The organism is Mammaliicoccus sp. F-M27, assembly GCF_022387115.1.
GTDB classification, from domain to species: domain Bacteria; phylum Bacillota; class Bacilli; order Staphylococcales; family Staphylococcaceae; genus Mammaliicoccus; species Mammaliicoccus vitulinus.
This window is the reverse complement of sequence record NZ_JAJNIE010000010.1, coordinates 89259-114801: the sequence shown is the minus strand read 5'-3', so window position 1 is coordinate 114801 and position 25543 is coordinate 89259. Positions and strand designations below refer to the sequence as shown.

Annotated in this window: 20 protein-coding genes and 1 pseudogene; 12 read left to right on the top strand and 9 right to left on the bottom strand. The window is 33.9% G+C overall.

The genetic code is table 11. The features are described 5' to 3' along the window. Positions 1-182 precede the first annotated feature (182 nt). Positions 183-1379: a S41 family peptidase gene (locus tag LQ598_RS10575; RefSeq protein ID WP_239745494.1), complete on the bottom strand. Its 1197-nt coding sequence runs from the start codon at positions 1377-1379 to the stop codon at positions 183-185. A gap of 30 nt (positions 1380-1409) precedes the next feature. Then, positions 1410-3668, bottom strand: coding sequence for an ATP-binding cassette domain-containing protein (locus LQ598_RS10570; protein ID WP_239745492.1), 2259 nt, complete (start codon positions 3666-3668; stop codon positions 1410-1412). Between the two features lie 137 nt (positions 3669-3805). Between LQ598_RS10570 and LQ598_RS10565 the strand changes: the two genes are divergently transcribed. Then, positions 3806-4426, top strand: coding sequence for a cyclase family protein (locus tag LQ598_RS10565; protein WP_107536521.1), 621 nt, complete (start codon positions 3806-3808; stop codon positions 4424-4426). Between the two features lie 2 nt (positions 4427-4428). Next, the gene (locus LQ598_RS10560; RefSeq protein ID WP_016913060.1) at positions 4429-5271 is read left to right on the top strand and encodes a tryptophan 2,3-dioxygenase; all 843 of its coding nucleotides are present in this window, start codon (positions 4429-4431) and stop codon (positions 5269-5271) included. A gap of 459 nt (positions 5272-5730) precedes the next feature. Here the strand turns inward: LQ598_RS10560 and LQ598_RS10555 are convergent, their stop codons facing one another. Then, the gene (locus LQ598_RS10555; RefSeq protein WP_239745491.1) at positions 5731-6516 is read right to left on the bottom strand and encodes a putative hydro-lyase; all 786 of its coding nucleotides are present in this window, start codon (positions 6514-6516) and stop codon (positions 5731-5733) included. Between the two features lie 139 nt (positions 6517-6655). On the opposite strand from LQ598_RS10555, the gene LQ598_RS10550 reads away from it, so the two are divergent. The 4 genes from LQ598_RS10550 (at position 6656) to lrgB (ending at position 10367) form a co-directional block, all read left to right on the top strand. After that, positions 6656-8410 carry a sensor histidine kinase gene (locus LQ598_RS10550; protein WP_239745490.1) on the top strand — a complete coding sequence of 585 codons (1755 nt, stop codon included), beginning with the start codon at positions 6656-6658 and terminating at the stop codon, positions 8408-8410. After that, a complete protein-coding gene (locus tag LQ598_RS10545) occupies positions 8410-9132 on the top strand; it encodes a response regulator transcription factor LytR (RefSeq protein WP_016913074.1) in 723 nt (240 codons plus the stop codon). Before LQ598_RS10550 ends, LQ598_RS10545 begins: the two co-directional genes overlap by 1 nt. A gap of 120 nt (positions 9133-9252) precedes the next feature. Continuing rightward, complete coding sequence (gene lrgA, locus LQ598_RS10540; RefSeq protein WP_016913075.1) at positions 9253-9669, top strand: antiholin-like murein hydrolase modulator LrgA; 417 nt, start codon at positions 9253-9255, stop codon at positions 9667-9669. Further along, entirely contained in the window at positions 9666-10367 is a 702-nt protein-coding gene (lrgB, locus tag LQ598_RS10535) for an antiholin-like protein LrgB (protein ID WP_016913076.1), read from the top strand. Before lrgA ends, lrgB begins: the two co-directional genes overlap by 4 nt. 452 nt (positions 10368-10819) lie before the next feature. Here the strand turns inward: lrgB and LQ598_RS10530 are convergent, their stop codons facing one another. The 6 genes from LQ598_RS10530 to LQ598_RS10505 all read right to left on the bottom strand — a co-directional run bounded on the left by LQ598_RS10530 (position 10820) and on the right by LQ598_RS10505 (position 16788). Then, entirely contained in the window at positions 10820-11197 is a 378-nt protein-coding gene (locus tag LQ598_RS10530) for a GtrA family protein (protein ID WP_016913126.1), read from the bottom strand. A 29-nt stretch (positions 11198-11226) separates the two neighbouring features. Then, positions 11227-12510, bottom strand: a complete 1284-nt coding sequence (gene kynU, locus LQ598_RS10525; RefSeq protein ID WP_239745489.1) for a kynureninase — start codon at positions 12508-12510, stop codon at positions 11227-11229. A 166-nt stretch (positions 12511-12676) separates the two neighbouring features. Further along, positions 12677-13807, bottom strand: a complete 1131-nt coding sequence (locus LQ598_RS10520; protein ID WP_239745488.1) for a zinc-dependent alcohol dehydrogenase family protein — start codon at positions 13805-13807, stop codon at positions 12677-12679. 26 nt (positions 13808-13833) lie between these two features. Next, a complete protein-coding gene (gene ahlS, locus LQ598_RS10515; protein WP_239745487.1) occupies positions 13834-14682 on the bottom strand; it encodes an AhlS family quorum-quenching N-acyl homoserine lactonase in 849 nt (282 codons plus the stop codon). A 563-nt stretch (positions 14683-15245) separates the two neighbouring features. Continuing rightward, positions 15246-15881 (bottom strand): FMN-dependent NADH-azoreductase, encoded by a 636-nt coding sequence (locus LQ598_RS10510; RefSeq protein WP_239745486.1) that lies wholly within the window; start codon positions 15879-15881, stop codon positions 15246-15248. 205 nt (positions 15882-16086) lie between these two features. Continuing rightward, positions 16087-16788 (bottom strand): GntR family transcriptional regulator, encoded by a 702-nt coding sequence (locus tag LQ598_RS10505; protein WP_103322905.1) that lies wholly within the window; start codon positions 16786-16788, stop codon positions 16087-16089. 155 nt (positions 16789-16943) lie between these two features. Here LQ598_RS10505 and LQ598_RS10500 point away from each other — a divergent pair. The 6 genes and pseudogenes from LQ598_RS10500 to LQ598_RS10480 all read left to right on the top strand — a co-directional run bounded on the left by LQ598_RS10500 (position 16944) and on the right by LQ598_RS10480 (position 25248). Then, positions 16944-18833: pseudogene (locus LQ598_RS10500) on the top strand (beta-glucoside-specific PTS transporter subunit IIABC). 13 nt (positions 18834-18846) lie between these two features. Continuing rightward, positions 18847-20289, top strand: a complete 1443-nt coding sequence (locus LQ598_RS10495; RefSeq protein ID WP_239745485.1) for a 6-phospho-beta-glucosidase — start codon at positions 18847-18849, stop codon at positions 20287-20289. Between the two features lie 732 nt (positions 20290-21021). Beyond that, on the top strand, positions 21022-23439 hold the full coding sequence (locus tag LQ598_RS13810; RefSeq protein ID WP_481817248.1) for a YPDG domain-containing protein: 2418 nt from the start codon (positions 21022-21024) through the stop codon (positions 23437-23439). Beyond that, positions 23420-23713, top strand: coding sequence for an LPXTG cell wall anchor domain-containing protein (locus tag LQ598_RS13950; RefSeq protein ID WP_481817247.1), 294 nt, complete (start codon positions 23420-23422; stop codon positions 23711-23713). Before LQ598_RS13810 ends, LQ598_RS13950 begins: the two co-directional genes overlap by 20 nt. A gap of 318 nt (positions 23714-24031) precedes the next feature. Then, positions 24032-24427, top strand: coding sequence for an acyl-CoA thioesterase (locus tag LQ598_RS10485; RefSeq protein WP_016913242.1), 396 nt, complete (start codon positions 24032-24034; stop codon positions 24425-24427). Positions 24428-24441: 14 nt separating this feature from the next. Next, positions 24442-25248, top strand: a complete 807-nt coding sequence (locus tag LQ598_RS10480) for a glutamate racemase (protein ID WP_107536816.1) — start codon at positions 24442-24444, stop codon at positions 25246-25248. Positions 25249-25543 lie beyond the last annotated feature (295 nt).

Genomic DNA, 25543 nt, shown 5'->3' with positions numbered 1-25543 from the left:
GTTTAAAGTTAAAATCATATTTTTTTCTCATAAATAATGCACCCCTATAAGCTAGATTTGAGGTTCAACTTTTGGGGTGCACATCAGACATTGCTGAAGTCGTGAGTTAAGTCCTGAGTTAATCCAAGAAATTACCTAAGTCGTGAGTTAAGTCCGGAATTAATCCAAGACAATGCCTTAGCTTATATACGAGTCAATGCAACATTTAATATGACGTCCTCGTCAAGTTCTTTAGGAGTCCAAGGTACATAATAATCAACAGTTATACCAGTTTTAGCCATACTTTTTCCTACGTCAACACGTCCATCTTTTGAGTGAGGTACACTTAATATGTATTGATCATTAATATTTATAACCATAATATTACTATAATCATTCATGCCTTTAGTTGGTCTTCCGATAATTTCTATATTATCAAACTGGTTAATGGTCTCTACAAAACTGTCTCCGGAACTACAACATTCGAAGTCACACAATACTTTCACATCAGGTAAACTATTATGTATACCTTTAATAGTGTCAGGTTGAGTATTTTTATTTATATTTACTAAACCTTTATTGTAGTTGTCTTCAAATAATGTTGAAAATTCTTTATATTTTTGGATTTCTTGTGAATCCGCTATTTGATTAATAATTTCAGATAGAGTTTTTAATCTTTCATCGCAATAATCTTTTGTAAACCTATGATAATAAGGGTATTCGTTCTTTATAGTAACGACGTTGTTAGTAAGATAAGGCAATAATTCTAGAAATGCTAAATCAGAACCACCTCTATTTCCACGAACATCGATAATAATTTGGTTGGCATTTAGAATGTTTTTTTCATGTTGTTTAATTAGATGAGAGATTTTATTGTGATCTAAAAAGTCACTAAATTGAATATAAAGATAATTTTTTCTATCTTTTATTTGGTACGATTCTTCAAAAAAGTTAGGCCTATCTTTTTGTAATATAGAAATTTTATTGGACTGAACAACTACATTATTATATTTTTTGAGGACGTCTGCCCATTCCATTCTTTCAGGATTACTAGATTTTAATAAATCATAGTCTTCACTCAGTACTTGATCAATAGTATGTTCATCTAATTGCTCAATAATTGTTCCTACAGGTAAAGAGTGATTTACAGAATCTATAACATATAATTTATCATTAAAATATTGAACGCGTATATTTGGATAGAGTCCATTAATTTCATGTAATTTTAAATGAGGATCTTGGAACTTATTTAAGTAAGCCGTCATATAAAAGTAAAATTCATTGCTGTTTTTAAAAGATTCATGTTCTGGAAAATAATCAATCAGTGTTTTTTTATCTTCATATCCAGCATATTCATTTATTAATTGATGTTTAATGAGTGATAATTCTTTTTTATACATTATAAGTGTACCCCTTATGCTTGTGTATTCTTATCTTTCTACATATCTTTTTAAATGTTTAGCGGTTACGGATTCTTTAATGTTGAGAAGGGCGTTTGGTTCTCCACTATATAATATTTTACCGCCGTTTGCGCCTGCTCCGGGACCGACGTCGATTATCCAGTCTGCGTGTGTCATCATTGTCAAATTATGTTCGATTAGTATGACGGTATTGTCTTGATTAATGAGTTGTTCAAAACATGATAGCAGTGTTGGTATATCATCTTCGTGCAGTCCTGTTGTTGGTTCGTCAAAGATAAATATTTGGTTTGAAGCGTATTGGTCTAAATATCGACTGAGTTTAACGCGTTGTATTTCTCCTCCTGATAAAGTATCAAGTGATTGACCTAACGTCATATAATGCAGACCGGTTGATTCTAAATGTTTGAGTCTTGTGTATACTTTCTGGTTGTTTTTGAACATGTCGATGCCTTCTTCAACAGTCAATGCTAATACATCTGCTATTGAATAGCCATTTACAGTAGCTTCTAATACTTCTGGTTGATATCTTGTCCCTTTGCATACTTCGCACACTTGTGAAAAATCTGGCATAAATGCAAGTTCTGTTTTGATTATACCTTTACCATGACATTCTTGGCATGCGCCATCTGAATTATAACTGAACATACTTTTTTTCAACCCTGTTTCTTTACTAAAAAAGTCTCTTACTTCATCAAAGAGGTTCATATAGGTTAGTAAATTAGAACGATTAGATGCATGCACGGGTTTTTGATCGATGAATGTCGTTGCTGTATGAGATTTCAGTCCTGTTTTTAGTAATGTACTTTTACCAGAGCCTGCCACACCTGTTATAACAGATAGGATATTTTTAGGTATATCAACGGATACATTTGATAAATTATTTTCGGATATGTTTTTTAAGTTGAAATATTGTTGTGCTTTTCTAGGCGCTGATTTTAATTTGTGTTGACGTTTTAAAGCTTTGCCTGTAGAAGTATCGGATTGTAATAGCTCATGATATGTTCCTGTAAAGGTTACTTCTCCACCGTGTTTACCTGCTCCAGGTCCGATATCTATAATGTTGTCTGCTATTTGAATGACATCTGGGTCATGTTCTACGACGAGCACGGTGTTGCCTTTGTCTCGAATGGATTTCATAATATCATTTATTTTCTCGATATCTTCAGGGTGTAAACCGACGCTTGGTTCATCAATAATATAGACGAGGTCAGATAAAGGACTGTTTAAATGACGTATTAATTTGATGCGCTGAGATTCTCCACCTGAAAGAGAAGGTGTCTTGCGATCAAGTGTTAAGTAATTGAGTCCAACGTATGATAAAGCATTTAATTGTTCTAATAATGGTTTGATGATATATGTTGCTTTTTCATCTTTAAGTTTATTTAAAAAGGTAATAGCATCATCTATTGGAAGCGCTGTAAAGTCAGTAATGCTTAGACCATTAATTTTGCAACTCAAAACTTTGTCATTTAATCTTTTGCCATCACATTTAGGACATTTATGAGAAGTGACAACTCTATTGACATCTTCTAAAAAACGTTTCTTTTCGAAATTATCATTGAGTAAAAATGAACGTCTAAAACGGTGGATTAAACCTTCGAATTTAGCAGTTTTTGGCCAATTGTCAGGCGGGTTTTTAAGCTTTTTTGGTTTTGTATATAGAAAAGTGTCCATTTCTTCTTGAGTATAATCTTTAAGCTTTTTGTCATTATCGAATAGACCACTATATAAATAGCGTTTACCACGCCAGCTATCTGGTCTGAATGAAGGGAATTTTATCGCATCTTCATTTAAAGATTTATCATAATCTAATAACTCATTTAAGTTGATATCTTCAACATAACCTAAACCTTGGCAACGTTCGCACATGCCGCTTGGATTATTAAAAGAAAAAACGTTAGAATAACCGACAAATGGCTCGCCAATTCTTGACCATAAAAGACGAACTGAAGCGTAAATATCGGAAATAGTACCTACAGTAGAACGTGAATTACCACCTAATCTTTTTTGATTAATAATCATAGCTACTGGTAAATGTTCAATTCTATCAACGTCAGGCTTTTCATAAGATGTCAGTTGGTTTTGAACATAACTTGAATAAGTCTCGTTTAATAAACGCTCAGATTCTGCCGCTAACGTATTGAAAACGAGCGATGATTTTCCGGAACCTGACCTTCCAGTGAAGACAGTGAGTTGATGTTTCGGGATATCTATATTAATGTTTTTTAAGTTATTCTGATTTGCACCGTGTACACGTATGTATGACATATTATTTCACCTCAATATTAGTTTACCCAAATATCAATGATTACAAAACGATAGACCCATTAAATCATGAAATTCATGTACAATAGAAAGATAAAAAGGTAAGATGATAACGATTACATATGTAAAGGAGCATGTTTATGTGGATTGATGTTACACAAACGTTAACAAATGATATTGCAAATTGGCCAGGAGATGAACCATTCCAATTTAAATTATCAGCAACTAAGGAAGAAACAGGTTCTGTAAATATTGGGAGCATTTCAACAAGTACGCATATTGGAACACATATGGACGCACCATTTCATTTCGATAATGACGGTATAAAAATTCATGAAATTGATGTGAATAGGCTGATCGGTGAGGCTACATTAGTAGAATTTATTGGTGAAAAACTGATTACACGTGAGCTATTAGAGCATGTCGATATTAAAGGGACTATTGTTATGATTAAGACAAAGTATGAAGCACATTCAGATGTGTTTCCTGATACAGTTCCTGTATTAACAGAAGATGCGATAGCTTATTTATCTTCAATTGGTATAAAAGTATTTGGGATTGATGTACCTTCAGTTGATGACATAGATTCCAAGACTTTAGATAATCATCATGCATTCAATCGTTATGATATTATTAATATTGAGAACTTGTTATTAGAAAATGTTACACAAGGTTATTATGACTTTATAGGGTTACCGTTGAATATTGTAGGTGCAGATGGGTCGCCAATTAGAGCGGTTATTGCTAAAAAGGGGGAATAGTCATGAGCAAATACCAAGATGATTCAATTAAAGGGGAAAGTGTTAAAACAGATTTCACAGAAGATATGACGTATAGTGAATATTTAGGTTTAGACAAGGTACTTTCAGCACAACACACTTTAACAGATGCACACGATGAGAAGTTATTTATCATTGTACATCAAGTTTCAGAACTTTGGATGAATCTGATTATCCATGAAATAAATTCAGCTTGTGATGACATTAAAGTAGACCAATATAAACAAGCTTTTAAAAAGTTAGCGCGAGTTGGTAATATTCAAAAACAACTCATTCAAGTATGGGAAGTCTTATCAACAATGACACCAAGTGATTATTTGAAATTTAGAGATGATTTAGGCAATGCTTCAGGATTTCAATCTTTTCAGAATAGAATGATCGAATATAGCCTCGGATACAAAACAACACATGCCTTAAAAATATATGAAAAAGACCCAGCGATTTATAATCAGCTGAAAACACAACTTGAACGACCAAGTATATATGATGAAACGATTAAAGCAGTAAGTAGAGCAGGATTCGATATTGATAAAGAGGTATTGGATAGAGAAGTTACCCAAAATTATGTAAGAAATGATTCCGTCAAAGAAGCATTTAAAGAAATATACTTAAATTCAGAAGAACACTTTGAATTATACGAATTGCTAGAAAAACTCACAGACGTTGAAGATAGATATAGTCAATGGCGATTTAGACATATGAAGACCGTACAAAGAATTATTGGATTTAAAATGGGTACTGGAGGCAGTTCAGGTGTAAACTATTTAAAACGTGTTATTGACCAAAACTTCTTCCCAGAATTATGGGAACTACGTACTGAACTATAGAAAGTTGCAAGACTAACCAAACAAGCAACATAGAAGGTCTGTATGTTGCAAGACTGACCAAACAAGCAACATAGAAGGTCTGAATGTTGCAAGACTGACCAAACAAGCAACATAGAAGGTCTGTATGTTGCAAGACTGACTAAACAAGCAACATAGAAGGTCTGAATGTTGCAAGACTGATCAAACAAGCAACATAGAAGGTCTGAATGTTGCAAGACTGACTAAACAAGCAACATAGAATGACTGTATGTTGCAAGACTGACCAAACAAGCAACATAGAACGCCTGTATGTTGCAAGACTGGCTAAACAAGCAACATAGGAGTTCTGAACACACCAACCTTATCCAATTAAAAATTTGGGACATCATTCCCAACTCAAAATAAATCACCCAATCCGTTGGAATCATTTTCGGATTGGGTGATTTTTATATTTCTAATTTTTTCTCTAGTTTATATTAATTAATGACTCATTTCGCTATCTTTCACATCTGTTATAAACATGTGACCTGGCGCGTGTGTGATCATGATTTCGGGCTTGGCATCTAAAGCTACCGATTGTGGTGTGACACCACATCCCCAAAACACAGGTACTTCATTAGGTTTAATCTTTACAGAATCTCCAAAGTCAGGTGTAGCTAAATTTTGAATGCCTATTTCACTTGGGTTTCCGATATGAATAGGTGTGCCGTGTACTTCTTTAAATTGTGTCGTAATTTCAGTTGCTTTAATGGCTTCTGCCATCGTCATCGGACGCATGCTCACTGTAATGTTTCCTTGGAAAGTACCACTCGGTGTTGCTGGTATATTTGTGATATACATAGGTACATTGTGATTTTCTTCTATATGTCTAACTGGAATGCCAGCTTCTAGTAAAGCATGTTCAAAAGTAAAGCTACAACCAATCAGAAAGCTAACCATATCATCAGTATACAAGTCTGTAATATCTTGATATTCTTCGACAAACTTACCATCTTTATATAATCTATATAATCCTACATCTGTTCGTATATCCGCTTCTTTACCGTACTTCATAAATGAAGGTGAACCTACTTCAGAAACATCAAGTAATGGGCATGTCTTAGGATTTCTAAAACAAAACTTCAAAAAATCATACGCATATTTGGAAGGTAAAATAACGACATTTGCTTGCACATATCCTTTTGCCATTCCGCTTGTAGGTACTTTTAATGCTCCGCTTCTAATTTGCGCTCTAATTTCATTTGGTAATGCATTTTGTAAATTCATTGTCATATCCCCTTTGTTCATTGGTTATATATAGAATATTATATCATTTACTGTTCATTCAATAGATTTCATCATTCATATGGTAAAATGTTTATTGATATAAATGTACGTGAAAAATAAAGAATCGATAGGTGTAAATATGTTGAATTTATTTGTTTTATTATTAGAACGGGTTGGTCTGATTATACTAGTCGCGTATATATTAATGAATACATCGTATTTTAAAAATATGATGGGCGAACGCGAAAAATGGTATGTAAAATGGCGTTTAATTATTGTATTCTCATCATTTGCGTTGCTCTCCAATTTTACAGGTGTCGCGATACATAATGGAGAAATCGTTTCGAGCATGATTTATCTACATCTTGGACCTGAAGTATCGCTCGCTAATACACGCGTATTAACAATAGGTGTTGCTGGTCTTATCGGTGGACCTTTTGTAGGTGTTTTTGTAGGTGTATTATCCGGTATATTTAGAGTTTATATAGGTGGTGCAGATGCATATACTTATTTAATATCATCAATCGTGATTGGTTTAGTAGCTGGATACTTTGGCACATATGCCATGAAATCTAAAGGCTATTTATCTGTTACGCAAAGTGCTTTAGTAGGAGCTTCTACAGAAGTGATACAAATGATTTGTATATTATTGTTTTCTTCTCAAAAATCTGATGCATGGGAACTTGTACAGCTCATAGCACTTCCAATGATTATTATAAACGGTTTAGGAACAGCTATATTTATGTCTATTATCATTTCAACCGTCAAACAAGAAGAGCAAATGAGAGCTATTCAAACCCATGACGTTTTAAAACTCGTTAATCAGACGTTGCCTTATTTTAAGGAAGGGTTAACAGAATCATCAGCACATCAAGCAGCAAAAATCATTAAAGATTTAATGAAAGTATCAGCAGTAGCCATTACTAATAAGACGCATATATTAGCGCATGTTGGCGTTGCAAGTGATCATCACACACCTGACAAAACGATTATTACAGATTTGTCCAAAGCAGTGATTGAAACAGGAAATCAAAAAGAAGTTTATTCAAGTAAAGATATAGGGTGTCAGCATCCAAACTGTCCGCTTGAAGCGGCTATAGTTATACCGTTATATGTACATGAGGATATTGTTGGCACATTGAAATTATATTTTACAGATTACCATGATCTAACATTTGTAGAGAAAAGGTTAGCTGAAGGCTTAGCAAAAATATTCTCTAGCCAGTTAGAACTAGGTGCTGTAGAAACTCAACAGAAGTTATTACAAGATGCTGAAATTAAGTCATTACAAGCTCAAGTGAATCCTCATTTCTTCTTTAATGCGATGAATACCATTTCTGCACTCGTTCGAATAGATCATGAAAAAGCACGTCAGTTATTGTTACAAATGAGTCATTTCTTTCGTTCTAATTTACAAGGTGCGAGAAACAATACAATTACGATAGAGAAAGAGCTCGAGCAAGTTCGTGCCTATATCGCTTTAGAACAAGCGAGATATCCAGATCACTTTGTTATTGAATGTAATATACCTCATCAATATCAAACCGCACTTGTGCCACCTTTTGTGATTCAAATATTAGTAGAGAATGCCATTAAACATGCATTTACAAACCGAAAAGATGATAATCGAATTTGGGTAACAGTAAGTGGCAATGACCAATCGATTAAATTATCTGTAAAAGACAATGGCCAGGGTATTCCAGAAGGTAAGAAAGAATTGTTAGGAAAGACTATCGTAGAATCACAGTCGGGAACAGGTAGTGCACTTGAGAATTTAAATAAACGATTAATGGGATTATTTGGTCAAACAGCAGAATTGGAAATTGAGACGAGCAATCAAGGTACGACAGTAAGTACTGAAATACCACATAAATATAGAGAGGTGGATATGTAATGCATGCACTTATCGTTGATGACGAACCGTTAGCACGTAATGAACTCAAATATTTACTCAATCAAATTGGATCATTCAGTCAAATAGAAGAAGCGGAAAATATCGAAGAAACTTTGGAACAGTTGTTATCTCATGAATTTGATGTCATTTTCTTAGATATTAATTTAATGGAAGAAAGTGGTCTAGACTTAGCAAAGAAAATTAATAAAATGAAACATGTTCCACACATCATATTTGCGACAGCGCATGATACTTATGCAGTACAAGCATTTGAGTTAGAAGCTACAGATTATATATTGAAACCTTTTGAAAAAGCGAGAATTGAACAAGCGATTAAAAAGATTACAAACAGTGAGTCATCTCAATTAAATGAAACAAAGCTTGTGAATCAAGATGAAGTGTTGCCGATTGAAATAGAAGACCGCATTTATGTATTGAACTTAGATGACATCATTGCTGTTTCAGTGAATCAAGGCGTGACGACAATTAATACTGTAGAAACCGAATATGAAACAAATGAGCCGCTCAGTTATTATGAAAAAAAGCTCAATCAATCTAAATTTATTCGTATACATCGTGCAAGTATCATCAATAAAAAGCATATCCAATCTGTTGAACACTGGTTTAACTCCACGTATCAAGTAACATTGACCGGTAACATCAAATTACAAGTGAGTCGTTCATATATGAAGCCATTTAAATCAGAAATTGGGTTAGTATAATTTTCACAGTATTAAAATGGTAACTTAGCCTTGAAATATTGCATCTCGCAATGAAAACGCTTTATTTAATTATTTTCATAATAAGATAACCTTAACAGATTAATTCGGGAGGTTGTCAAAATGAAAAAAGTAAATAACTTCTTTCACCAAGTATTAACCATATCAATTATATTATTGATATCTCATGTAATAGAAAGCTTCATGCCAATACCAATGCCAGCATCAGTAATTGGCTTAGTATTGATGTTTGTCGCATTAACAACAGGAATCGTAAAATTAGAACAAGTAGAAGCGGTCGGCACAGCATTAACAAATAATATTGGATTCCTCTTCGTACCAGCTGGTATTTCAGTTATTAATTCATTAGGCGTATTAAGTACTAGTCCAATACTCATCATATTATTGATCATCATTTCAACAATTTTATTACTCGTATGTACAGGCATATTTTCACAAATGATTATTAAACCGAGTGAAAAAACAGCTAAAAGTACGAAAGATATTAAACATAAAGGTGTGGCAGGTGATTACGCATGATGGAACATTTAGGGGTCAATACACCATATTTTGGTATCGGATTATCAGTAGGACTGTTCTTAATCGGTACATATTTATTTAAACGTTCAAAAGGATTTTTCTTATTTGCGCCATTATTTTTCAGCATGGTAGGTGGTATCGTATTCTTAAAAGCTACAGGCATACCATATGAAAATTATAAAATTGGTGGAGATATTATTAATTTCTTCCTAGAACCAGCAACAATATGTTTCGCAATTCCTTTGTATAAAAAGCGTGAAATATTGAAAAAGCATTGGCACCATATTATGGGTGGTATTGCAGTAGGTACAGTAGCAGCATTAGTCATCATTTATATTGTGGCCAAATCATTCCAATTTGGTGATGATATTATCGCATCTATGTTACCTCAAGCAGCGACAACAGCTATCGCATTACCAGTTTCAGAAGGCATATCAGGTATTAAAGAATTAACATCATTAGCGGTTATTTTAAACGCAGTAATTATTATGGCACTAGGTAATAAATTATTGAAATTATTTAACATCACAAATCCTATCGCAAGAGGACTGGCATTAGGTACAAGTGGACATACATTAGGTGTAGCAGCAGCGAAAGAACTCGGTGAAGTAGAAGAATCTATGGCAAGTATTTCACTCGTTTTAGTAGGAGTCGTAGTTGTAGCAGTTGTACCATTCTTCGTTATGTTCTTGTTATAGCATAATAGTGAGTACGGGATATAAGTACCTATACTCAAAATAAAAAATCTCTTCATTAGGTCTCGCCTAGTGAAGAGATTTATTTAAATTTTAGGATTTTTGGTAAAAACTGGGTAAAACGCACGAAGACTCAAAAGATATCGTGCGATTTTGGTAAAATCTGGATAAAACGCACGAAGACTCAAAAGATATCGTGCGATTTTGGTAAAATACGGATAAAACGCACGAAGACTCAAAAGATATCGTGCGATTTTGGTAAAATATGAATAAAACGCACGAAGACTCAAAAGATATCGTGCGATTTTGGTAAAATACGGATAAAACGCACGAAGACTCAGAAGATATCGTGCGATTTTGGTAAAATCTGGATAAGACGCACGAAGACTCAATTAAATCTATGGGTAGAGTGTTCTAGTTGATTGCTCGTTTGTATTTAGAATTGCTTATGTTATTTACTTACCTACTAAAATCCACTTAGACAATATAAAAGTAATAGGTATGGTAATAACAAGCCCAATAAATGGTGCGAATGTTTCATTCAAATGTAGCCACTGTACAAATATATATAATAATAAAGTTTGCAAACCCATATTCACAACTTGTGTGATAGGGAACTGAACGAATTTCTTAATTGTCGGTTGTACATGATATACAAAATAACAATTTAGATAAAAAGATATAATAAAGCTGATGATAAATCCTGAAATATGACTTACTAAATAGTTGATATCTAAAACTTTTAGCAATAGTAAGTATACCCAGTAATAGTTGATTGTATTAATGCCACCAACGATAATAAACCGAAAAATCTCTCCGTATTTCTTGTACATGATGTTGCTCCTTTATAAAACTTGATTCTTTATACGACAAGTCCACGCTTGTTACTATACTGTTCATATAAATGGTCTTGTGCAATTTCTTCTAAGATTTCAACGACTTTATAGACTTCTTCATATGAAGTGTATAAAGCAATTGGTGCTAATCGAATGACGTTTGGCTCTCTAAAATCAGGTATAACCCCTTTGTCTTTAAGTGCGAGACTGATTCGATACGCTTCATTGTGAACTAAACAAACATGGCCACCACGTTTGAAATCGTCACGTAAATTACCAACTGAATAGCCATAGTCGGACAGTTTTTCATCAATAAGGTACATTAAATATGCAGTGATATGTAAAGATTTATTTCTAATAGCATGCATACCAATTTCGTTGAAAATATTAAGTACACCTTCAAGTGGTGCCATAGAAAGAATGTTAGGCGTACCAACTTGCCAACCGGATGCATCAAGTTGATGTTCGAAAGTGTGATTAAGCTGGAATTGTGTTTCATCTTTGTTACCAAACCATCCAGCTGTACCAGGATTTCGATTGAAGTGTCTTTTATTAATATACAATCCTGCTGTAGAACCTGGACCGCCTGATAAATATTTATACGTACACCATACTGCAAAATCAGCATCAATTTGTGTGAGATCCATCTCAATTGCCCCGATAGCATGACATAAATCCCAACCGATTATGATGTCGCGTTCTTTAGCCGCCATTGTTAATTTTTTCATATCTAGCACTTGCGCACTTCGATAAAGTACAGTAGGCAATAGAATAAGTGCAACATCATCTGTCATAGCTTCAATAATCGCATCTTCATCAATAAATACACCGTCTGAGCTTTTGACGACTTTAACAGCATTTTTAGGATCTAAACCTTTTTGGCGTACTTGACTATCAACCGCGTAACGATCAGTAGGAAAGTTTAAATCATCGACTAATATTTTATATTTTTTATCAGTTGGCTCGTAAAAGGTACTTAAAGCTTGGTGAATATTTGAAGTGGTACTACCAACTATAACCACTTCATCTGATTCAACACCAATTAACGGTGCCATTTGAGAAGCGATGTGTTTAGAATAATGGTAGTATTTACTATCTTTAATATTCCAAATCTTAATGCCTTCCTTTTTCCACACTTCTAGAGCATTTAGTAATGAAGCTTCAGCATCTTTAGAAGCAAGACCTAAAGAATTACCATCCATGTAAATTTCATGAGGCTGTATGTAAAAACGATCACGCACATGATGTAAAACATCTGCCTTATCTAGAGACTCAGCAAACTCTTTCGTTGTGTTAAATGCAGTATCCATAAATTTCATCCCCTTTAAAATAATGAATCAATCTTTAACTATAATTGTATACTTTCATAACAAAAGTAACAAAGATAAAATAAAATCACCCAATCCGAAAATGATTCCAATGGATTGGGTGATTTATTTTCAGTTGGGATTTATGTCCCAGACTCTATTAAAAATTTTAATCATTCATTTTAACAACTAATCTCGCTGCGTCACCTTTTGCTAAGCGATCAAAGCCTTCGTTGATTTCATCTAATGATAATGTGTCCGTAAGTAATTCATCAATATCTAACCGTCCTTGTTTATATAGTGCAATAAATCTCGGTATATCTCTTACAGGTACACAACTTCCTACATAAGAACCTTTAATTGTTCTTTCTTCGGCAGCTAATGTAACTTGTGGAAAAGAGAATTCATGTTTTGGATCTGGTAATCCTGTTGTTATGGTTGAGCCACCACGTTTTGTTACTTTATACGCAACTTCCATAGCTGGAACTACACCTGCTGTTTCAAAAGCATACTCTACACCGCCATCAACATAATTTTTAATTTGTTCAACGATGTCTTCATCTCCTGAATTAAATGTAGCAGTAGCACCTAGCTTTTTAGCTAATTCAAATTTATTAGGATTAATATCTATTGCAATGATTTCGCCAGCTCCAGCTAATTTAGCGCCTAAAATGGCGTTTAGACCAATTCCACCTAGACCTACAACTGCAACTGAACTACCTGGTTTAACTTGAGCCGTGTTAATAACTGCACCAATTCCTGTAATAACTGCGCAACCGAATATGGCTACTTTTTCAAAAGGAATATCTTTATCGACTTTTACAATTGAATGTTGTGATACTACAGCATAATCAGCAAATCCTGAGACACCTAAGTGGTGATACATGTTGTCTGCTTCGTTATGTAGTCTCTTTCCACCCTCAAGTAGTTCACCTTGCTCATTTGAAGCAGCACCATTTTCACAAAGGGCAGGACGACCTTCACTACAAGGTAAACAATGGCCACAGCTTGGAATGAATGTACAAACGACGTGGTCGCCAACTTCGAAGTCTGTTACATTATCGCCGACTTCAATAATTTCACCAGCAGCTTCATGTCCAAGCGCCATAGGAGTTGGTCTCGGTCTACTTCCATTAATAACAGATAAATCTGAATGGCATAAACCAGCAGCACCAATTTTAATGAGTACTTCATTTTGGTTAGGTTTGTTTAATTCAAGTGTTTCTATTTTTAAAGGTTTACTTTCTGCATAAGGACTTGATAAACCCATTTCATGTAATACAGCAGCTCTCGTCTTCATCAATTAACACTCCTCAATATTTGTCCTTATTCATAATATCCATCTGTAGATTTTCTGAATCCTTCAAATTGATCTCCATCATGACCAAACCAAATTTGAGCATTTTTTTCTTTTGCTAATCGTTTAATTTTTTCGACTGATTTTGCCCATCCGACAGAATCATATAAAATGCCAGGTGGTTTTAAAATGTCTCCCATACTTTCTTGAGTGTAAATAGCATCAGAAGCTAAAATGAGTGTTCCAAGTTCTTGAGTTTCTACTTCAAGACCAATCATTCCCCATGCGTGGCCGCTTCCAAAGTTAAGCACTTTGACACCTTTAACAATTTCTAAATTATCTTCATATGGTTTAATCGTTTTCCAAGTTAAGTCATTTTTTATCCAGGCATCAATATCCGCCCAAATATAGGCACCAGCTTTTTGATTGCGAGCATAGGTTTGCATCGTGCCATTGAGTTCGTCATCATGAACGATTACAGTAGCTTTTGTAAAATATTCAAGACAACCAGCATGGTCTAGATGTAAATGTGATGCCACAACATAATCTACCTCGCTTGGATTAACATTAATTTGTTCAAGTCTGTTAGGTAAATAGCAAGACTCATCAGCAGTGTACGGAAATGCTTTTTGTGTCTGATTAATCCATCTTCCGTTATCTCCCATAGAATTTGGGTTACAAGCTGTATCGAATAAAATTTTTGCTTCAGGATGATCGATAAATACAGTATAAATAGGGAATTCAAACATTTCGTTTGGAGCATTTGGATTGTCTAAAGTGGCTTGATTCGAACCAGCAATCATTAAGTTTTTGTCCATTTTCATACGTCCGTTGTCTAATACATAAAGTTTTATTCCTTGGTTATTTACATTCACCATAACTCATCACCTCACATTTAGTGTATATTTACATTGTATGTGTAAACGTTTACGATGACAAATAAAATGAATAAAAGAGTGCGATAGGAATTAAATTTAAAAGATTTATTTATCCGACATGCTGCTTGTGGCGGGAGCGGGGTCTGAATGTTGCTTGTTTGGTAAGTCTTGCAACATAGAGGCGGTCTATGTAGCTTGTTTGGTAAGTCTTGCAACTTACAAGCGTTCTATGTTGCTTGTTTGATAAGTCTTGCAACTTACAAGCGTTCTATGTTGCTTGTTTGATCAGTCTTGCAACATACAGCATGTACTTAAAAGAACAATCGGAAAAATATAAAAAAAAGGATATTCTCCACGATTTTGTGAAGTGCTGACGCCCGGGGGAATAGTATGAGTGAGAGACTACAGGCTCGAGCCATACCCCTAGGCAAGCATGCACGAACAAAATCGTAGATTTTATAAAAAAAACAACTCATTTCTAGCTGAATAAATCAGTAAAATGAGTTGTTTTTTATTTTGAGTTGGGATTTATGTCCCAGCCTCTCTAAAAAATATAAATAATATTAGAATGTTTGTCCTAAATCTATAGCACGTTCTATACCATCTGCTTTAATTTCTTCTGCTTTTTCTGGATTAGCATTGTGTCCTTCAACGATTAATCCTTCGAAATCAGTAATGCCATAAAAACTCATCATTTGTCCGATATAACGATGACCCATTTCTAAATCAGCTGCTGGGCCTTCACTGTAATATCCACCGCGTGCTTGTATATGAAGTGCTTTTTTATCTGGTAATAAACCAACTGGACCTTCAGCAGTATATTTGAAAGTTTTACCTGCTACAGATACTGAATCTAAATATGCTTTCATTACTGGAGGGAATGAGAAGTTCCAGAATGGTGTTACGAACACATATTTATCTGCATTAACAAATTGATCACTTAATTCGTTAAGACGACGTACTTTACCTTGTTCGCCTTCAGATAGTGCGTCAAATGCTTCTCCTGATTGTAATTTACCCCAACCTGCAAACACATCAGCATCAATTTGTGGAATGTATGAATTATATAAATCAATATGAACGACTTCATCGTTAGGATTTGTAGCTTTATAACTTTCGATAAATGCTTTAGCTGTTGCCATTGAAAATGAAACAGTCTCATCATGTGGATGAGCAGTAATAAATAATACTTGTGACATAATAAAATTTCCTCTCTATAATAAAAATTAAACTAACTATAATTATTATACTTAGAAAAGATGTTAAATCAATAGGAATGCTCATGAAAAAGTGGGGATATTACACTTTCGAAATCGTAAAATTTAAAAAAATCTCTTCACTAGGCGATAGACTAATGAAGAGATCTTTTATTTTGAGCATGTATCTTTATGTCCCAAATAATTTTTACTTAATGGACGGTATATAGAATTGTGAGTTTTCATAATGGAAAATGATTTTAGAATAATCAAACGGTATGCCAGTACTTGTATAGAATATTTGTTCATATTCTAATGAGGGATCGCCTTCTTTTAATTCTAAGTGTTGGGCATTTTCTTGAGATAATTTTTCGATTTTGAAATAAATATCTGTGAAACCGACTTTGACTTTTAAATTGTTTTCTATGTAATCAAATATAGAGCCGTTAGCGATTTCTTCATTCATATAAAGTACTACATTTTTACTGAAATAAGATGTTTCTATACAAAATACTTTACTATCTACATATCTAATACGTTCTACATAGTATACGGATTCATTATCTTTTAATTTTAATTGATTTTTAATATATTCTTCAGGTTTCATTTCGGTCACTTTCAAGACTTTGCTTGTAACTTCATGACCTTTTAAATCATCTGAAAATCCATCTGCAGTAAATAAATTTAAGAAACCATCTCTTTTAGGGTTTCTGACATATATACCGCTTCCTCTTGCTTGATATATCAATCCTTCTTTTTCAAGATTTTTTAAAGCATTGATAATTGTACTCTTACTTACATTAAATTCAGCTCTCAATATTTCTACACTAGGTAATTTATCTCCAGCTTCATATTGCCCATTCTCTATTAACGCTTCTATACGTTCTGCGATTAACTCGTACTTAAGCATATTAAACCCCACTTTTTTTCTTGATAATACTTACATTATAGCATTTGTTAAATTAATAATACTATATAATTTTATATCCGTCTTTACAAATTGTATCGGTATAATTATAATGTAAGTGTATACAAAATAGAAAACGAGATAATCGAGGTGGAATTATGGCGAATAAGAATGAAAGAATAGCGAAAGAAATTCTTGAGCTCATAGGCGGGGAAGAGAATATTGTTAAAAGTACTCATTGTGCGACACGCTAAAGACTAGTGTTAAAAAGGTCAGACCCAACTGCAAAAGAAAAAGTAAAGAAAATTGAAGGTGTCGTGACAGTTGTTGAAAATAATGGACAATTCCAAGTTGTTATCGGGAATAATGTAGGAGAAGTTCATAAGTCGTTTGATGAATTGATTGGCGGTTCGAAGCAGGGCCAAAATCAAAATGAATCAGAAAATAAAGGAAGCGTATTAAACAGAATTATTGCTACCATGTCAGCAGTATTTGCACCATTCATTTATATTTTAGCAGCTGCAGGTATTTTACAAGGTTTACTCATATTAATTAATTTAATTGTACCTTCATTTGCTAAAACGGGAACATATGAAGTGTTCAATTTTATATCTTGGGCGCCGTTCACATTCTTACCAATTTTTATTGCGATTACAGCAGCGAAACATTTTAATGTGAATATGTATATCGCTATCGCTTGTTCAGCGGCATTAGTGAGTCCGGATTTTACTGCAATACTAGATAGAATTGGTGATGGAGAAACAGTTAGATTATTCGGTATGCCTTTAACTGAAACAGCATACACATCTTCAGTTTTACCACCATTATTACTCGTTTGGATTTTATCTTACTTAGAAAAGTTCTTAAACAAGACAATTCATGAAGTTGTAAGACCACTGTTTGTACCATTCTTATCTATCATTATTATGGTACCAGTGACGTTATTAGTGATTGGTCCAATTTCAACATTGGCAGCACATGGTATAGCAAATGGATACAATTCACTTGTAGAAGTTGCACCTTGGTTAGCAGGCGCAATTATCGGTGGCGTATGGCAAGTGTTTGTCATATTTGGTGTACATTGGGGTATTACACCAGTCGTCCTCGCAAACTTTGAACAACATGGAAGTGACTCATTCCAAGCTTACCAAACGATTGCCGTTATCGCGCAAGTTGGTGCAGTAGTAGGTGTGCTTATTAAAGCTAAAAGCCAAGAAGTTAAAAGAGTGTCATCATCTGCAGGGATTACAGGTATTTTTGGTATCACAGAACCAGCAATATACGGTGTGAACTTAAGATTTAAAAAGCCATTCATTATTGCATGTATCAGTGGTGCAATTGGCGCATTTGTTGCTAGTTTCTTCACCCCTAAATATTATGCTTATGCAGGATTGCCAGGTCCACTAACAATTGTAAATGGCTATAATGCAGACAATGCATCATCAATTTGGGGTATATTAATCGGTACTGCGATTGCGATCATCTTACCAATCATTTTAATTCAAATTTTTGGTTATGGTGAAGATACAACTGAACAAGTAGAAAATGCTGATCCTAATCAATCAGATGCAATCATTCCTAATGAGAAATTAGAAATAGAAATTGCTTCACCTGTATCAGGAAATATTGTTCAGCTTGAAAAAGTGCCAGATCCAGTATTTTCAGAAGGTTTAATGGGTAAAGGTATAGCAATAGAACCTGATGAGAATATCATTTATAGCCCGGTAGAAGGAAAAGTAACCATGATTGCACCATCGAAACACGCGATTGGTATTAACACATTAGATGGGGCTGAAATATTAATTCATATTGGTTTAGAAACTGTAGAGCTTAATGGTGAAGGATTTGAGGTATTAGTATCAGAAGGCGATACATTATCTGCTGGAACGCCTTTAATCAAATTCGATAAAACATCATTAGAAGAACAGGGATATAACACGATTACGCCGATTATAGTAACGAACAGTGCAGAATTCAGTGAAGTTATACCAGTAACTGCATCAACATCTAACAAAGGTGATGTAATTTTAAATATCATTAAAATATAAAGGAGATTTTAACATGGCTAAATTAAATAAAGACTTTTTATGGGGTGGCGCATTAGCTGCTAACCAATTCGAAGGTGGATATGATCAAGGTGGAAAAGGATTAAGCGTCCATGATGTTATGACAGCTGGTGAACATGGAAAAGCGAGAGAAATTACAGAAGCAATTGAAGCAGACAAGTTCTATCCAAACCATGAAGGCATAGATTTTTATAATAGATATAAAGAAGATATCGGTTTATTCAATGAAATGGGATTAAAATGTTTACGTACTTCAATCGCTTGGACACGTATTTTTCCAAATGGAGATGAAACAGAGCCAAACGAAGAAGGTTTGAAATTTTATGATGACATAATTGACGAGTTATTAAAATACAATATAGAACCCGTATTAACACTGTCCCACTTCGAAATGCCTTTACATTTAGCACGTGAATATGGCGGTTTCAGAAATCGTAAAGTTGTAGATTTCTTTGTACATTTTGCAGAAACAGTATTCAATCGTTATAAAGATAAAGTTAAATATTGGATGACATTTAATGAAATCAATAACCAAATGGATACAAGTAATCCACTATTCTTATGGACGAACTCAGGCGTCACATTGTCAGAAGATGAAGATGCAGAAGAGGTATTGTATCAAGTCGCACATAATGAATTAATCGCAAGTGCACTTGCAGTTACAAAAGGTAAAGCCATCAATCCTAACTTTGCAATTGGAAACATGATTTCACACGTGCCGATTTATCCATATTCATGTAATCCTAAAGATATTTTAGAAGCGGAAATCGCAAGTCGTCTAAGATATTTCTTCCCAGACGTTCAAGTAAGAGGTTATTACCCAGGTTATGCACTTAAAATGTTTGAGAAAAAAGGATGCGACATTAAGTGGCAAGAAGGCGATGACGAAATCTTGAAAAATGGAACTGTAGATTATATTGGATTTAGTTACTACATGTCTACAGTGGTTAAACACGATGCACAACAAAGTGTTGAAGATAACATTGTAAACGGAGGATTATCAAATTCAGTTGCTAATCCATATATTAAAGTGAGTCAATGGGGATGGTCAATCGATCCAGTAGGTCTTAGATATACATTAAACGCATTGTATAATCGCTATCAATTACCACTATTCATCGTAGAAAATGGATTCGGAACAACAGACGAATTTCAAGAAGACGGAACAATAGACGATCAAGAAAGAATTGATTATTTAAGAGAACATATCAATGCATCAATCGAAGCGGTAGACGAAGATGGCGTAGAACTAATGGGTTATACACCATGGGGCGTGATTGATATCGTATCATTCACAACAGGAGAAATGAAAAAACGATATGGTTTAATTCACGTAGACCGCGATAACGAAGGCAAAGGAACACTGAAAAGAACTAAGAAAAACTCATTCTACTGGTATAAAAACGTAATCGATACAAATGGTGAAGAATTAAAATAAAATAATCAAAAAGTGCGGACATAAATACCTGTAATTAAAATAAAATATCTCTTCATTAGGTTATCGCCTAGTGAAGAGATATTTTTATGTTTTAAAATCTCACGATTTTGAAAGTGCATGCTTGCCTAGGGGTACGGTTCGAGCCTGTAGTCTCTCTCGCATACTATTCCCTCAGGCGTCAGCACTTTGCAAAATCTTGAGTACTATCCATTTAAATCTAAAGTGAATAAATTGCTTTAGCTTTAATCGCTATCAAATTTAATAATTATAGTAAAAAGAGCGCAAATTCTAATTTTCAAAGAATTTGTGCTCTTTTAAGTTAATCTTGGATGTTAATGTCTTCGTCTTTTTTTTATAGTCAAAAGTGGAAGTAATTGGATATACATTAATGCATATTAAATATTTGAATAGTAATAATGTTGATGTGATTAGTCGATATTGTTATGTTAATCGAAAAAATAATTATAAAACAAATTAAAATAGTTTTAAAACATGCATATTAGTAAGGTTTTTAGTTGTTTATATTAATTGTAAATTACAACGTTGTACAATACAAAGTATATTTATATATATTATCTTTATTATTTAAATATTGTTTAATAGAAAATCGCAAAGTATAATAACCTATGATAAGTGCTCATAAAATAAAACTTATCAAGATATAAATGATAATACATAGGAGGAATGTAGAGTGAAAAAAAGCATAAATCAAATCGGGGAAAATTAGATTTTATTCCTAATAAACTGAACAAATACTCTATTAGAAAATTTACTGTCGGTACTGCTTCAATTTTAGTTGGAGCAACGTTACTTTTTGGTTTGAGTGATGAAGCTAAAGCTGATGAGTCAGCAAATAGTACATCAATACAAGGTGAATCTAAAAATAATAATGAGGTCAATCAAACTGAAGAACCATTAAGTGAACAACAATCTTCATTAACAGAAGAAAATAGTGTGGAAAGTCCAACAACAGAAGAAGTAGCAAGCACAGAAGAAAAAGCAACAGGAGCTAACACAACAGAAAAGCCGAGCACGGAAGAAAAAGTTAATTTAGTAGAATCAGTTGCAAAGGATATATATAACAAAAAAGAAATAACTGATAAAGAAAAAACAGAACTTTTAAAAGCATTACCAAAAGACATTTCTAATTTAACAGATAATGATGTCGAGAAACTTGTATTAAGCGAAGCATTGAAAGAAAGTTCAAATGAAAAAGATAGCCAACCAAAAGCTACATTCCGTTCTATAAATACTAATACAAGAACTGCAAATACAAATAATATTTCATTATTGAGAAGTGTTAGTGAAGCTGAAAATATTATGGTTACTAATAAAGGAACTGATAATTTTAATTATTATGGAGATGTAACCCATAAGCAGTATCCACAAGAGTTTCCGGGTGAAGGTACTATTACGGCGATAAATGCAAATACTAACACAGACACTGGGACTAAGGGTGCTTTAGAATATAAGAACAAAATTGATTTTAACAATGACTTTGTTATAACAGTACCTGTAGCTAATTCAAATCAACCAAATACAACGAATTCAGATAGCTGGGGATTTATTTTTACAGAAGGAACTGGAGATGATTTCTTAAAGCAAGGCGGCATATTAAGAGACAAAGGTTTAGTGAATTCAGCTGGATTTAAAATTGATACTTCTTACAATAATATCCAAGGCGTAGCTGACCCAATGGATAAAGATAAAACAAAAAATTTAAATCAAGTTGGTGGAGTTAAAATTGGTTATGGTACTTTTGTATCGAATACTGCTGATGGAACAAGTAAGCAGGTCGGTACAACAGCGATAGGGACTACAGATAAACCTGCTAATAAGATTATATATGCGGATAATGCAACTAATATTAACGATGGTAAATTTCATGGTCAAAAATTTAATGATGTGATTCTAAGTTACAATGCAAAAACTGGTATGATGACTGCAACTTATGCAGGTAAAACATGGCAAGCAACAACAGATGAATTAGGTATTGATAAATCAAAAAAATATAATTTTTTAATTACTTCAAGTCAAATGCCAAATAGATATTCTTATGGAATAATGAGAACGAAATTAGATGGTATTGCAATTACAGCACCGAAAGAGACTTTGTCATCTGATATATTTGATCCAATTTACCCAGGTGATCATACTAAACCAGGTATTTCAGTTACATCACCACCACCTTCAGATAGTAGTAATAAAGTAATTCCACCAAATTCAACATACAAAATTAAAGAAGGAGGTATACCTTCAGGGTGGACGGTTACAATAAATCCAAACACTGGAGAAATTACATCGACTCCATCGATTGATATAAACCCAGGAACGGTTGTAGAAATTCCGATAGAAATAACATATCCAGATGGTTCGACTGATAGTACATCGAACAGGGTTACAGTAGACAAAACTTATAAAGATGAAAATGAGCCAGGATATGAAGAAGGTAATACAAAACCAGGTCAACCTGTAAGTATCGAACAAACTGGAGATAAAGATTTACCACCAAATACGAAGTTTGAAATCCCAGAAGGTAGTAACATTCCAGAAGACTGGACAGTTGAAGTAGATCCAGATACAGGTGTGGTAACAGTAACGCCACCGGAGAACAGCCAACCAGGAGATTCAATTGATATACCAGTAAAAGTGACATATCCAGATGGATCAACAGAAGAAGTGGAACTAAAAGTAACTGTTGAAGAAGATAGTGACTCAGACAGCGATTCAGACAGCGATCCTGACGTAGGTAGTGACTCAGATGTAGATAGCGACTCTGATGTAGACAGTGATTCAGACTCAGACAGTGATTCTGATGTAGACAGTGATTCAGACTCAGACAGTGATTCAGATGTAGATAGCGATTCAGACGTAGATAGTGATTCAGATGTAGATAGCGATTCAGATGTAGACAGTGATTCAGATGTAGACAGTGATTCAGATGTAGACAGTGATTCAGATGTAGACAGTGATTCAGACGTAGATAGTGACTCTGACGTAGATAGCGACTCAGACTCAGATAGTGACTCTGATGTAGATAGCGATTCAGATGTAGATAGCGACTCAGATTCTGATAGTGATTCAGACGTAGACAGTGATTCAGACTCTGATAGCGACTCAGATTCGGACAGTGATTCCAGACGTAGATAGCGACTCAGACGTGGATAGCGATTCAGATTCTGACAGCGACTCAAAAGTAAGTATGGGTCCTGGATCTGGTTCAGACAGTAATGACGGCAATGGTACTGCTAAAGCAGCTACTATAAATGATGATAGCGATGGTAAAGGTGAAAACAAACAAAGTTTACCGGATACTGGTGAACAGCCTTTAACTAACACTACTTTATTCGGTGGATTACTTGCTGGATTAGGATCATTATTCCTACTTGGTCGTCGTAAAAGAAATCACAATGAAAATAACTAATATATTCAGTTGAATAGCAGTTAAGTGGTTAAGTCATATGGCTTAACCACTTTTTTATAATATAAATAAATAGCCTATTGAATTTATTCTTCATTAAACACTATTGTTACCGGATGAGAATCACTCCTCCGTCAAATGAATCAAAAGCAGTAGTTAAAATGTTCAAAATATCTTCTTCTTTGCCTCGTGATAGAATGCTTAAAGGAAAGAATAATTTTATATTTAAAAATGTGTCTTAAGTCTTAGGGTTGATTTAGCGAAGTACTTTAAGTGATAATGAAAAGTACATAGGAAAAAATGACTGAAGGAGTCCTTGAAATGCAAGAAAGAAAATTAGTCGCTGAAAAAGAAATTGAAATCAACATTTACGATATAGATGCTATGGGAATAGTGAGTAACATAGTTTATGTAAAGTGGTTCGAAGATTTAAGAACTGCATTTATTAATAAACATATAACTTACTCTGAAATGATGAAAAATAATATATCGCCTATATTGATGAGAACGGAAGCTGACTATAAAGTACCATTAAATATTCATGATAAACCAATTGGTAGATGCTGGTTAGTGAAAGTGAGTAAATTGAAATGGGAACTTGAATTTGAAATCGCAACAAAAACTAAAGTTCATTGTACTGGTTATCAAAAAGGTGGATTTTATGATGTTGTTGAAGAAAAGGTAGTACCAACGCCAAAAGAATTGTTAGAAATCTAAATAAGGGGATAAAGATGACGCATTTACAAAATGAATTAATTAAACCAATTGCTGTTTTTGATGCGGGAATAGGTAGTTACTCGATTGTTGAATTGTTAAAAAAGGAATTTCCGGGACAAGATTTAATTTATTTAGCCGATCGTAATCAATTTCCATATGGTCAAAAAACTAAAAGTGAATTAAAAGAGGTTATCAAAGCAACTATACAATTTTTAGAACAATGGGAGCCAAGTGTGATTATTATCGCATCAAACGCGCCAACGATAACTGTGTTAGATGATGTGAAAAGTGACTTTAAAACTGAAGTGATTGGTGTTTATCCGCCTATAAAAGAAGCAGTTGAGAAATCGACTTCTAAACAAATTGGTATTTTAGGTGCTCAATCGTTAATTGAAAGTGAAGAATTAGACACTTATATTCAAAGAGAATTATCTGAAGGTGATGCTTATAAATTTAATGCATCGTCATTAGTTGAACTGGTTGAAACGAGTACGTTTATTTCAGATAAGTATCATACTTTAATTACTGTTAAAAAGTTTATTGATCATATTATAGAGGAACACGAAGATATCGATGTATTTACTTTATCATCGACACATTTACCTTGGCTGTACAGTTATTTCAAAGAATTATACCCACACATTATGTTTATAAATCCAGCACATACTATTATTGAAAAAGTGAGGCAGAAGACGTCTAAAGGTAATGGTATTATAAAATCTTTAGTTACAACGAACGACAACTATAGAATAGAAGATTTTGAAACAATGCTTGAACAATTAAATATACAGTTGGAATTAGAAGAAATTAGTATAAAATAAAATTTCTCTTCATTAGGTTATAGCCTAGTGAAGAGATTTTTTTATTTTAAATTTCACAATTTTGCTTGTGCATGCTTGCCTAGGGGTATGGTTCAATCCTGTAGTTGCAAGGGTCATACCATTCCTCCGGGCGTCAGCACTTCACAAAATCGTGAGGACAAATCCAAATGAAATTAAGGTTACGGTGTTCAATGAGTGCTCTGGATAAAACGCACGAAGACTCAAAAGATATCGTGCGATTTTGGTAAAATCTGGATAAACCGCACGAAGACTCAAAGATATTGTGCGATTTTGG